General features: G+C 44.6%; 10 protein-coding genes. 1 reads left to right on the forward strand and 9 read right to left on the reverse strand.

Annotated features, from left to right (window positions below; all coding sequences use genetic code 11):
* Positions 1 to 61 precede the first annotated feature (61 nt).
* The 4 genes from F7R58_RS09225 to F7R58_RS09240 all read right to left on the reverse strand — a co-directional run bounded on the left by F7R58_RS09225 (position 62) and on the right by F7R58_RS09240 (position 5,716).
* Positions 62 to 1,219 carry an aminotransferase class I/II-fold pyridoxal phosphate-dependent enzyme gene (locus F7R58_RS09225; RefSeq protein ID WP_158064641.1) on the reverse strand — a complete coding sequence of 386 codons (1,158 nt, stop codon included), beginning with the start codon at positions 1,217 to 1,219 and terminating at the stop codon, positions 62 to 64.
* A gap of 405 nt (positions 1,220 to 1,624) precedes the next feature.
* Complete coding sequence (locus F7R58_RS09230; RefSeq protein WP_158064642.1) at positions 1,625 to 1,846, reverse strand: hypothetical protein; 222 nt, start codon at positions 1,844 to 1,846, stop codon at positions 1,625 to 1,627.
* Between the two features lie 3 nt (positions 1,847 to 1,849).
* Entirely contained in the window at positions 1,850 to 5,449 is a 3,600-nt protein-coding gene (locus F7R58_RS09235) for a hypothetical protein (protein ID WP_158064643.1), read from the reverse strand.
* A 48-nt stretch (positions 5,450 to 5,497) separates the two neighbouring features.
* On the reverse strand, positions 5,498 to 5,716 hold the full coding sequence (locus F7R58_RS09240; RefSeq protein ID WP_158064644.1) for a hypothetical protein: 219 nt from the start codon (positions 5,714 to 5,716) through the stop codon (positions 5,498 to 5,500).
* A gap of 255 nt (positions 5,717 to 5,971) precedes the next feature.
* Here F7R58_RS09240 and F7R58_RS09245 point away from each other — a divergent pair, with 255 nt between their 5' ends.
* Positions 5,972 to 7,771 carry a helix-turn-helix transcriptional regulator gene (locus F7R58_RS09245; RefSeq protein WP_158064645.1) on the forward strand — a complete coding sequence of 600 codons (1,800 nt, stop codon included), beginning with the start codon at positions 5,972 to 5,974 and terminating at the stop codon, positions 7,769 to 7,771.
* Between the two features lie 97 nt (positions 7,772 to 7,868).
* Here the strand turns inward: F7R58_RS09245 and F7R58_RS09250 are convergent, their stop codons facing one another.
* From F7R58_RS09250 to F7R58_RS09270, 5 genes are all read right to left on the reverse strand, one after another.
* Positions 7,869 to 8,882, reverse strand: coding sequence for a GNAT family N-acetyltransferase (locus F7R58_RS09250; RefSeq protein ID WP_158064646.1), 1,014 nt, complete (start codon positions 8,880 to 8,882; stop codon positions 7,869 to 7,871).
* A complete protein-coding gene (locus F7R58_RS09255) occupies positions 8,875 to 9,897 on the reverse strand; it encodes a hypothetical protein (protein WP_158064647.1) in 1,023 nt (340 codons plus the stop codon). The genes F7R58_RS09250 and F7R58_RS09255 overlap by 8 nt, the downstream gene beginning before the upstream one ends.
* A complete protein-coding gene (locus F7R58_RS09260) occupies positions 9,890 to 10,453 on the reverse strand; it encodes a GNAT family N-acetyltransferase (RefSeq protein ID WP_158064648.1) in 564 nt (187 codons plus the stop codon). The genes F7R58_RS09255 and F7R58_RS09260 overlap by 8 nt, the downstream gene beginning before the upstream one ends.
* On the reverse strand, positions 10,450 to 11,097 hold the full coding sequence (locus F7R58_RS09265) for a sugar transferase (protein WP_158065443.1): 648 nt from the start codon (positions 11,095 to 11,097) through the stop codon (positions 10,450 to 10,452). Before F7R58_RS09265 ends, F7R58_RS09260 begins: the two co-directional genes overlap by 4 nt.
* Positions 11,098 to 11,178: 81 nt before the next feature.
* On the reverse strand, positions 11,179 to 12,057 hold the full coding sequence (locus F7R58_RS09270; protein ID WP_158064649.1) for a polysaccharide deacetylase family protein: 879 nt from the start codon (positions 12,055 to 12,057) through the stop codon (positions 11,179 to 11,181).
* Positions 12,058 to 12,074 lie beyond the last annotated feature (17 nt).

Here is a 12,074-nt window from a genome sequence, read left to right on the forward strand (position 1 = left end):
GCATTTGCGTGAGGGTTAGAGAGTAGTTTTTCATCAATAATTCGGTGTTTTTTTTGTGGATTTACGCGGTTGGAGACCAGGCTGCATTGGGAACTAAGCACTGTACGCCCTCAGCGATACGCTCGTGCTCTTCAGGTCCCAGATTGGAGCCCGACGGCATACAGAGACCGTCGCGAAACAATTCCTCCGAGACTCCGCTACCGAAGAAATCGCTACCCTGAAATACAGGTTGCATATGCATAGGCTTCCACAGGGGCCGCGATTCAATTCCGCGGTTCAGCAGCTTCAGCCTCATATCTTCGCGTGTAAAACCAGCTTTTGCAGGGTCCACCAGGATAGAGGTAAGCCAGTGATTGGAGAAGAAATCGTCGTTTGGTTCCGTAAACACTTCAATACCATCTACATCCTTAAAAAGTTCTGAATAAAAGGCCTGATTCCTTCTTCGTGCCGCTACACGCTCATCCAGTACTTCCATCTGTCCCCTGCCTATACCGGCCGAAATATTACTGAGGCGGTAATTATAACCGATTTGTGAATGTTCGTAGTGAGCCGCCGCATCCCGGGCCTGCGTGCTCAGGAAAATACATTTCTTTTTAAGTGCCTGATCTTTGGTTACCAGGGCGCCGCCGCCGGAGGTGGTAATAATTTTATTTCCGTTAAAGCTTAAGATCGCCATCTTTCCGAAAGTTCCGCATTTCACACCTTTGTAAGTACTGCCCAGGGCCTCCGCAGCATCTTCCAACAGGGGAACGTTATATTCCTCACAAAGCGCAGTGAGCTCATCCATCTTTGCGGGCATACCGTACAGATGTACAACAATTACAGCTTTTGGCAGCCTGCCCGATTTGGCCCGGCTTTCCAGCGCTTCCCGCAGTGCTTCAGGGCACATATTCCAGGTTTCCTTTTCGCTGTCGATGAAAACTGGCCTGGCCCCTACATAAGCAATAGGATTTGCTGAAGCGGCAAATGTCATAGACTGGCAGAATACTTCGTCACCTGCGCCAATATTCAGCATAACCAGCGCCAGATGAAGAGCTGCCGTACCTGCACTCATCACTGCTACATGGGAGCCGTTACCGAGGTATTCTTCAAGATCCGACTCAAAACCGTTTACATTGGCTCCAAGTGGCGCCACCCAGTTGTCCGTAAAGGCTTTCTGTATAAATTTCAGCTCATTCCCGCCCATATGCGGTGTGGAAAGTAAAATTTTTGGATTCATCAAGTGTGTTTTTTAAGGGTCACCGGTTCAGCAAAAAGTACCGGATTAAGAATAGGTTTTACAGTATAAGGGTAAGATTTGCAAAACACCACCCGATTGATTGCGGATTCATTAACAAATTCATATTTCCCGACGGATTTCACCATACTGACTATCTAAGATGACTGTAAGAGCACAAAAATACATCTTTTAGGCTAATTAATAATAAAATGTGCTGAGATAAATCTCACCTGCCTCAGCACCTGCCTTAATAAATCGGACCCACACCATGGACCTGGCACCAAGCGTCAAAAAAAAGGGCATTCCGAAAAATGCCCTGAGAAACAATTATAATACAGTAATTTCCTTACCTACCAACAAAAGGGGGTTGCGGGTAGGACAGCAAATTAAGGTTCCCTGTGCCTCTTAGGCAGTTATTCTTAGTTTTGCGGTTCTGTGGGTTTCCACATTGGTACCGGCACTCATAAAGCCGTTCAGGTCCAGTCGGCCGTTAGGCCCCTCCTTTACACCTCTGCTTTCAAGATATTGTCTGCCGCTACCGGCTTTTCCTGTATTTTCAAAGAGGATGTTCAGTTCTCTTTCCAGCCCGGCTCTAGTATCACGTCTTCTGTCTTTATTATTCATCATAACTTAATCATTAATTATTTCGTAAACTGATTCAATATTCTTCTTTGTTATCCTGTGGGCAACTGCGTTGTTAAGCGCATGTTTTACAAAATGCTCATAATTCCCCGTCATCCACTGTTCCCTGTTAAAACTTCTGCGTACATACCAGTCCGACATTTTCACCATATTTTGGGTAAGCGGAAAACAGTACTCTGCCATCAGACTGCGGATTTTATCAGAAAACTCCTGATCCAGAAACTGTCCGGACTGCAGGTCGTCCAGGACATCCTGAAGCGATGCCAGCGCCAGATGGGGTACATACGGCAGGCTGTTGGCAGCCACATCATCACGCAGACTCTGGGATACAGCGGCATACAGTTCAGGATAGCCTGCCTTCTCCAGTTCTGTCCCCGCATCAAGCAGGTTTTTACGGATGCTTACGTGCTGTATCAGCGCTGCCGCAGCAATCGCTGAAGGTTGCAGTTGGCTTCCAATTGCAGAAGGATTTCTTCTGCATACCTGGTAAAGCACCGCACTGCACAGTTCCGAAGCATACTCCGGTTGGTCTCCTGTACACTGCAACAGCAGTTCATTTGCAACCTCCGGAACCTGCGGTGCCAGCTTCACTAAAGTTTCTTCCGCTCTTATACTTACCGAATTGTCCGGATGATTCAGGTGCCAGATCAGCAGTTGTACCGCAAGCTGGTTGGCGGTGAAACCGGCATTTGCGTCATTCAGCCATTTGTATTTATTAACTGAGCTCTTATCAGGACAGACAAGATAGGCGAAATGCCTGCTGATGATATCCAGTAAATCACCGGCTGGTAATGTGGAGGCCTCAACATCCAGCAGTTGGGCCAGAGCCGTACCAAGTTTTTTGGTACTGAACCCATAATTTTCCGAAGGATGCAGTACATGTTTGATCCAGCTGGAGCTTAGCTTTTCGCCTGCCTGAGCAATTCCGTTACCGGAACCGTTAAGCCTGTTCATTTCATATAGATTCCCGCAATCGGCTTCCGTTACGGACTCAGCACATACGGGGTCAAGTTCATTCAGCAACCGTTCAAATCTGATACAGTTGGATGGGGTAAGTTCCATTGCCAGGACCCCTGCAATCAGGCGTCGTGTTTTCAAACTTAACTGCCGCGTGATCAGTTGCGTCCAGTCAGCGGCAAAGAGATCCGCATGTACTTTGCTGCGTACTTCCGCTTCATTCATGATCTGCGCCATCCTTTTACCGTACTGTTTTGCCGACTTGGCTGAAGTATCCGAAGGAGCAAACAGACTGCACAGTGCCAGTTTCAGTACGGGATCACAATTCAGATGAATCAGGATTTCCGGTAATGTCTCGCTTTCACGCAGGTTAGCTGCACCCAGATGGTATCCTGCCCCACGTGTGGGAGCATCAAATGTGGACTTCTCAGCATTCATCAGTACTGTTTCAGGTGCCGGCAGAACTTCAAAACGGTAGTAAGATAGAGCCTTCTCAGCCTGACCGGTTGCCGTAAGGACACCCGCAAATTCTTCCTTAATGCTTTTCACAGCATTTGGGTAGGACATTTCACCGGAAGCATAATCGAGCAGGGACGCAAACTTTTGCAGTGTGTGACCCGGCGCACTGCCAAAATGAATGAGTGCATCATTGATCAGGCAGAACTGAGATTCGTTGCGCCAGAAAGGACCCATCGAACTTTCCAGCATTTGCTGCCAGCAAACGGCAGCTTTAGTTTTTTCATTGTAAGTTCCAAAGCATACGACTAGGTGCAGCAGCTCTTCACAGCGCTCCCAACGGTTCATCATCCCGGAAATTACATGTTCCTGCCATGTTTCTGCAAGTTTCAGCACATATTTAATGCTGGATTCACTGTCCGCCAGGGTTTCAGCAGTTACACGGATAACTTTTCTGAATCCTTCACTGTAAAGTCCCAGTTGCCCGCGGCTGCCTGCAAGCATTGATTTGAGCAGATATTCGAGTTCCCGAGGTAAAGCGTCGCTCGTCAGCACAACAAGTGTTTGATAAAGTTGCGGGAATACCTGCTCCGGTAAAAGATAGCTTCTTTGCCACTGACTCCTGGACTCCAGACTGAATTTCATCGACTTTATCAGGAGCTGCAGCCTGTGCTGCAGACGTGCCGGTACTGTTGTACCCGATGCTTTATGGCGAAGCACCATTCCATGGAGGAAATACAGCTCCTCAATTAAATTCTGAAGGTCAGTTTCCCAGGTTTTCTGAAACCATTTTTTGGCACTGATCTCCGGAATGTCCTCATTACTTAGATACCCACGGCAGGTAGCTGCCAGACGCATCTGTTCAAAGGCTTGAAGATCAGGGTCTACACGGTTGGAGGCCCAGAGAGATACGGGAGAGTCGGCCGCTAGGTGCTTGGTCATCAGTACCGTAAGTACTTCAGCTCCCGGTTGGCTGGCCAAAAATAGCTTAATAATGGCTTTAGTCTCTGTAGCGGTTTCAGGAAGCCCGTGAATTCCGAGCATCGCCTCCAGATTGGCAGCCATGCTGCGCAGTAGTCTGCGTACAGGCAGGCGCGGCTTAAGTACCTCACCGAATACGCGGTGAAATTCCAGCGCGGATTCCGCATAAGCTACAATCCTGTCAGGATCTTCTTCGCAGTCAAGCAAGTCCTCCAGCTGCTCCCCAGTGCTCAACAGTTCATTGTAAGTAAGCAGAACAGGGTTGTTCCACGCTGCACAGTGGTCCCAGATCAGCCTTACCGTATCTTCCTTGCTCCATTCCATATCAGGATAGATACACGGGTCCGGGGCGAACACGGGTGCAGACCAGGGGGTTTTGGCTTCCATCGCGGCATAATACAGTGCTGACCTTAAACTGTCGTCGAGTTCACTTCGGTACTGTTTGTCTATGCAGGTACGGAGTTGTGCCGCTTCCGCCCAGGCTTCATACGCATAAAATTGTCCCAGGTATACAAATGCCCTGTCTGCGCAGATTTTTAAACCGTCATCATGGGTGATATACTGCAGGACTTCCCCAAATTGCTTCTGTGCAATTAAACTGTCTGCAATTTCTTCCCTGAATTCAGTAAACGCGGTACGGTAACGTACATTTAGTCTTTTTAGCAGTAGTGCAAGTCTAAGTGATTCCGCCGGGAGCTGCATCTCCACAGCCAGTTCTGCAGCACGCTTCACATCTTCCATCACCCATTCCGGTTTTACATGTACCCGCGCGGCTTTGTCTGCCCAGTCCTGCGTGCAGTCCAGTACTGCATTCAGCGGATAGGCCGACTGTGCGTCGTGATACAGCGTATTGGCTACAGAATAAGGATGGTCCGGATACTGGCGGCAAAACTGCAGCAGCAGGTCGTTGCCCTGCTCCATATAAGCGGCATGCAGTTTCAGAAGAAACCCTTTCAGCGTATCATGTCCTATTTCCAGCGTCTCCAGTGAGCGGTAAAGATGGCGGATGGCCGACATGGCATAAGCCCTGTCCTCACGCACCTCCAGTGGGAGCATATCCAGAAGGTCATTGGGCGGGATCGGGCCCCGGGCCTGCGAAAGAAGTACGGAAATCCACAGTCTCGTGCGGTCTTCCAGCAACTCTTCGCCTACGCCCGGATCATAATTCCGGAGTTTTTGGTTATTAAATTTCATCGCTCAGTTTTCAAGGGGATTGATGGGACTTACATAAACATACCGGGATTATTTTCTTGGCGGGATTGGTGGATCTGTTTCGTCAATTGATGAAGTTTGCGAAGTGGTAGCTGAATCCTTAGCAGTTGACGCGGCTGAATCACCACCATCCAGGAAAACATTGCCGGTAGGGTTCGTTTCTTCAAAAATTTCTTCGGCCTGATCGTTACGGCAGGAAGATAATACCATTAGACTTACACACGCTGAGATTGCAATTAATTTTTTCATTTCAATTATTTTTTGTCAAATGTATAGCACATTTCCATTAATTAAAAACCGTTAGCCTTTTTCAGCGGTATTATTATAAAAAATAACGGTATTTTCTTAAAAAATGCAGGTATTTCAATAAAACTCAATTTTAAATATTTACCGTAAAGTACTGTAAATCCGAAGTTTTTTATATATTTACCGATAGTAATAAGCACCCCCTGCTTGAAAACATCGCTGTACAACCGTAAATTCCTGATTAAAATAGTCATTAGTATGATTATGGCTGTCTCTGTGCATTTAAGTGGCCAGAATACCTTAGCTGATGAGACGCTATATTCCGAACTGGAAAAACAGATTTCAGCAGTTCAGAAAGACCCTTTAAAAACCCAAAAATTCATCCACCTTTTCGCTAAAAAAGCAAAGTCTGAGAAAAATGAGGAAAAACTTTATCGGGCATATGCGTTAGGGACTATATATGCTGAAAATCGGCGGAAATCGGCATATGCCGACAGCATGCTGCATACAGCTGCCCAAATCAACCGGCCTGACATATTGGGTGATGCACATATGATGAATGGCATGCTGCATCAGTTAAATGAAGATTATAATGTTTCATTACAGAGTTATGTTCAGGCCCAGAACTTTATAGATGTTGACCAGGACCCCTATATGGCTCATGTTCTGTATCTCAATATTGCACGTATCAGAACATACTTAGGTCAGAATAGTGAGGCAAAGGAGGAACTTTTAAAAGCAGTCTCATTTTTCCGGAACAACTATAAGATGGTTGACGATACAGATTATAGAAACTATTACATGCACTCTCTTATCGCCCTGTTGGATACCCAGTCCAAACTGGGAGAGTTCGCAGATAATGAAAAACTCGTTGCGGAAGGGGTCTCCTTTATTGAAAAAGAAAAGCTGCCGCAGTTCAGGCCCTACTTCGTGGGCTCAGAAGGTATCGATGCTTATTACCGTAAAAATTACCCCCTGGCCATCAGCAAACTGAACCATGCCCTTAGCCTCTACAATGACAACTGGAAGCACCTTACCGAGAAATTCTACCTCGGTATGAGCTATTACAAGGCCGGCAAACATCCGGAGGCGCTTAAATACCTAAATATGCTGGACGAGGAATTCCAGAAAACCGGTAAGATAGACCCCCAGTTTAGGCCCGCCTTCGAGACCCTCTATGAATATCACAAGAACACCGGGAATGTTCAGAAACAATTGGAATATGTAAATAAACTGCTCCAAATCAACACCCTCTACGAAAAAAACTATAAGGAACTGTTCCAGCAGCTCAGCAGCCGCTACGACAATAAGGTCCTGCAGGAGGAAAAGGAACAGCTGCAGAACCGGCTGGTCACAGACCGCATACAGTCGGGGATTATAAGTGGGGCTTCCCTTTTAATTGCCTTCGTCTCCCTGTTCATTGCCCTGCGCTACTACCGCCGCCGAAACTATTATAAGAAACTCTACGAAGCGTTTTCAGCCATACCGCAATCCGGGCCGGAGGCCGATGGGGATACAGACAGCGAAAGAGAGTGTTTTCAGGAAGAAAAGTTACACGCAAATCAGGAACTACTGTCGGAAAATGAAATTTTTGTATCTCCGGCGTCAACTGAAGAAATTCTGCCGGAAAACGAAGCGGAGGCGGTGAATTCCGAATCCGTGCAGCAGGGCATGCGCAACGGCGGTGGCCTTAATCCGCTGCTTGTAGATCAGATTATGGACCGACTCCGGCAGTTCGAGCACGATAAGGGGTATATGAAAAGGAATCTTACCCTCACTGCCCTGGCTTCGTACTGCGGCACCAACAGCACATATTTGTCCAAGGTCCTGAACCAGAACATGGGCCTGGGCTTCAATGGCTATCTCAATTCTCTCCGTCTGAATGAAGTGATACAGATGTGGAAAACCAAGCCCCGGACACGGCAGCTCAGTATACAGGACACCGCCAACAAACTCGGTTACAGTACAGCCCAGAGTTTCTCCAAGAACTTCCAGGAACGCTACCACATCTCCCCTACTTACTTCCTGAAAAGGCTGAATGATGACGAACCGATTTAAATTGGGGATTGTGGATTTTGAATTTTGAATTTTGAATTCCGGAAATAGACGCCGGCAGCACGCTCTAACCGTTAAAGCTAAATTTATGTTATAAGAATTAGAGACGGTAAAGGGGGAAGAAGTCTGCACTCTCTTTCCCAGCACTTAGTTTTTGATATACTTCTTCATTTACAATATAATTCCAGATAGAAAACTGTTTGAATTTCTTAGAGAAACCGGATTTAAACCTAAACAAAGAGTCATCGTCCTGACCGCCAACACCTCCACCTAAGTGCATCGTGGTTGCCGCTGAATCATTTCCTATCAATCTTGCCTCGTCCAGAATCAGTTTCATCGGTGTGTCACTAATATATTTATTAGAAGTACCCGCTAAATGGTATTGCATTATTTTTCCCGCAAACGTGAAAATTGCACCGGCAATAACTTTTTCCCCATCTAAAGCGACTAATAATCGTGCATCAAATGAGGGATTATTAAGAAACTTCAGGAAATAATCGTTATTAAAATAATAGTTTCTACCGGCTTCAACGCGGTCCATCGTTTCATAGTAAACCGAAATAAAATGCTCAATCTCTTCCTTCGATTCCGTATGTTGAACTCTATACGACTTTCGGCGTAACTGATTTAATTCGCTTTTGAGAGATTTGCGATACGCGCGCCGCTGTTCCTCCGGTGAGATTGTTAAATCTATAGCAACAGTTTTGTTTAAATCAATTACTTTTCCTAAACCTGTTAACAAATCAGCTTGGGAAATAAGCGGATGCAGACGGCTGAATACTGATACAATATTTAAATCCCGGCAGAACTCAATAAATTTTTCCCTGAAAAACCGCTTCAATGAATCACGTGCACCGTCATTTTGAAATTTATATATCGGTCCAGCGTATCCATAAACGGAAGTTATATCGAAATAATCTGTATCAGGAATAGGACGTATAACAATAGGCAACGCTATGAAACTTTCGCCTTGTTTAAAATAAAGCAATTTAGACTGAAAATCATTATCTATCTGATGAAAATACGAAGTGTGGTGAAAATCAAACTGCTCAGCTTGCCGGACTACAGAATCCCAGTCCGGGGAATCTGTATCCATTACTATGAACTCAAACATGTATATTAAAATTGTTGATGATGGTACTAATAACCCTTATATCTGCTTCGCTGTATCTGAAATCAATATGAATCATAAGTATTGTATCCTCCACTAATTTTGCAGCATCACTTTTCTGGCCAGGCCAGAGGACCATCGGATAAATAGTATTCGCAACCAGGTGAGATTTGAAAAAATCTCTATTGTTCCTATTGGCAAAAGTGAATATTAAGGCAAACTCTTCGTGTCTGTCATGCACAATCAGTCTGAAATGACTGCTGGGATTGAGAAGCGATTTTATCAACTGACTATTCCTTTTCTTTTTCAGCTTTATACTTTCTACGTCTAAGGTATGTGCGTACTTAGCCACAGATGATGGCATACTTCCATGCGTACTTCTGTCTTCAAAATTGCTTTCAGCCGTGGTTAACAGATCACGGAAAACCTGCTTCTCTGCAAATTTCCCTTCCAGGTAATCACGTTTCAGTGTCATTCCGCAAAACTTTCGTAATGCAACATCCTCGGCCTTAGCGGATACACTATAATCCGACATATTCAGTCTTTTCACAAAACCACCTACAGGTAAAGGAAGTTCCTTACGCAGCGATCCAAATACAAAGTCTGCCTTATTGCGGTGTAATAAGGATAAATTATGGGTAATATCTTCAATCACAGAACAGTTTGTGGTCTGTACAGATAAATCAAAATCCCACCCAAAATAGTTGACTTTAAGCACAGCCGTAGTGGCGACATCTTCAATGTCCAGCGCAACAGATCCCTCCAGCGGATGAATCTGATAATATATAAACTGGACCGGCAAATCTTCTAAAAAGTTATAAACCTCGTGACAATAATAATCTGGGATGTACAGACGGTTCCATTGAAACTTTTCTATACCAAACTGAAGTATGGCACGTAAGGCGGATCGACCTGAAAAAAAAGGTGTAATCTGATCCCAGAAGGTACTGCCGGAACCATACGTACGAAGGGTATCATCAGTCAGGAGATGAAAGTCTGAACCATACTCTTTATTCATGCGACCAATAATCATTTTGCTTCAGATGACTGATATAATCTTCATGGGTAATACCTACTACGACCTGATCCCACCATTGATTTTTACGAAAATAATGATCCTTTTTGGTACCCTCTATTATCCAGCCACACTTTTTTGTGTAAACATGAATAGACGCGGTGTTGTAGGAGATCATTGAGCCATTTAAACGCCTTAGTCCGAGTTCTTCGAAGGCGTACTTATTAATTGCCATAATGGTATCCACACCATAACCTTTCCCGCGCATATCCTTGTCACCGAGAAGCATCCCATGAAATGCATTTTTGTCCTTCCAGTTAATGTCCACTAAATTTGCCATGCCTATCAAACCGAGCTCATCTGTATCAATTGCAAATCTCTGGTTAGTACTTCCCACAGACAAACTGTTATACCATTTCTCCTGGTCCTGAGAACTGGAGGGGAAATGCCATCCGCCTAACATATAGTTTATGTCCGGATCATTAGACCAGATTTGCAGCAGTTCGAGGTCTGCTTTTTCAATTGCACGCAGGGTTACTTTTTTACCTTTAATATTCATGACTTTTTGTTTTTAAAGTGGTTACTTGACAATGTACGGCTAATACCAAGATCATCTACATCGTCTACGGTCTGGCCTAAAATTATGGTTTCAGATTTAAAAAGTACAGATTTAACCGTCATCAGAAGAATCTTCAGGTCCAAAGCGAAACTTACATTCTCCACATAATATACATCATTATCAAATCTTTCTGAGAACCTCATTACGTTTCTACCCTTTACCTGGGCAAGACCTGTAATCCCGGGCCGAACTTCGTGTCTTCTCCTGTGTTTTGCAGTATACAGAGGCAGATATTCCGGCAGCAGCGGGCGCGGCCCGATTAAGGACATATCACCTTTCATGACATTGAGTAGCTGGGGAATCTCATCCAGTGAGGTCTTTCGAACAAAACTTCCGGTTTTTGTAAGCCTGTCCATGTCCGGCAACAGCGTTCCGTCTGTATCCTTCTGGTCCGTCATTGTTTTAAATTTGATGATGCTGAATATTTTTTCGCCTTTTCCGGGACGCCTCTGAAAAAAGAAAGGATTTCCACTGTTCGCCAAGGCTAATGCAATGGTGACCAATAAAAAGACCGGACTTAGGATTATTAACCCTGTAAGTGCGGCAGTGAAGTCGATGAGACGCTTGATGTAATTTTTGTACACTTCCGTGGTGTTTGTAACATTATTTTTTATCATGAACGGCAATTGCCATTTACTGTTTTCTATTGTAACTGGCCGATGTCTCTATAAAATCATTTTCTGAGCTTTGCTCCAATCAGTGCGCTCATCTGCTTCTGCAAGATCAATAAACTCTTCGTTCCTTATAAGCTGGATTAGTTTATTCAAAGCATCTTTCTTACCTAAATTAGTCTTAATGTGCCGCTTATATCGGTTGAGGAGGTTTCCGCTTTCCTTAAAATAATCCTCATACTCATCTCTGGTCAATACCCGGTTCATCTCAGGAATCAAATCACCTATGTGAAAATAGGTCATAGAATAAGACTGTTTTTTCATCTGCTTCCTGATAAAAGATAAAGGAAAAAACCTGAAATACCCTCCACCGGAATAGGCTACTTCACCTCCCAGGAGTTTAATTGTGGAAACCGGAAACTCTTTTAAAACGCAGCCATTATAAGTGATTAAAGTGGGCATTTTATGCTCAAATGCCGCAAAACCGCCAAAGTCACGCACTGCAGGAAAAACCGAGGCATCCCGCTTTATGCCACATTGAGAGAGGATTTCGAATGCCCATTTATTATGTTCACCTATTGAGAATGCTGGTGCTCTGTAACTGATTACCTTTTTACCTATACATTCTTCTAAAGAACTTACGGCACTGTAAGTATCCTCTATCGCTTCTTCTCTAGTCAATTTTGTTAGCCATAGATGTTTATCCGAATGACAGCCAATCTCATGACCTCTCTCAGCAATCTTTCTGATAACATGCGGAAACTCCACAGCCATTTTCCCTACACAGAAGAACGTAGCCTTTGTTTTAACTTCATCCAACAGGTCCAGGATGATGTTCAGGATTTGATCAAACTCCGCATATTTCTCGTTACGGCCACCCTGATATGCTTTTTCCACATACCACTCTTCAATGTCAAAGGACAGAATATTCATTATTTGCTGTTTTTCAA

Source organism: Chryseobacterium sp. (assembly GCF_008831505.1).
Lineage (GTDB): Bacteria > Bacteroidota > Bacteroidia > Flavobacteriales > Weeksellaceae > Marnyiella.

Coding starts and splice junctions, on each gene's coding strand:
- F7R58_RS09225 (WP_158064641.1), bottom strand. CDS start 1,219: ATGAATCCAAAAATTTTACTTTCCACACCGCATATGGGCGGGAATGAG.
- F7R58_RS09230 (WP_158064642.1), bottom strand. CDS start 1,846: ATGATGAATAATAAAGACAGAAGACGTGATACTAGAGCCGGGCTGGAA.
- F7R58_RS09235 (WP_158064643.1), bottom strand. CDS start 5,449: ATGAAATTTAATAACCAAAAACTCCGGAATTATGATCCGGGCGTAGGC.
- F7R58_RS09240 (WP_158064644.1), bottom strand. CDS start 5,716: ATGAAAAAATTAATTGCAATCTCAGCGTGTGTAAGTCTAATGGTATTA.
- F7R58_RS09245 (WP_158064645.1), top strand. CDS start 5,972: ATGATTATGGCTGTCTCTGTGCATTTAAGTGGCCAGAATACCTTAGCT.
- F7R58_RS09250 (WP_158064646.1), bottom strand. CDS start 8,882: ATGTTTGAGTTCATAGTAATGGATACAGATTCCCCGGACTGGGATTCT.
- F7R58_RS09255 (WP_158064647.1), bottom strand. CDS start 9,897: ATGAATAAAGAGTATGGTTCAGACTTTCATCTCCTGACTGATGATACC.
- F7R58_RS09260 (WP_158064648.1), bottom strand. CDS start 10,453: ATGAATATTAAAGGTAAAAAAGTAACCCTGCGTGCAATTGAAAAAGCA.
- F7R58_RS09270 (WP_158064649.1), bottom strand. CDS start 12,057: ATGAATATTCTGTCCTTTGACATTGAAGAGTGGTATGTGGAAAAAGCA.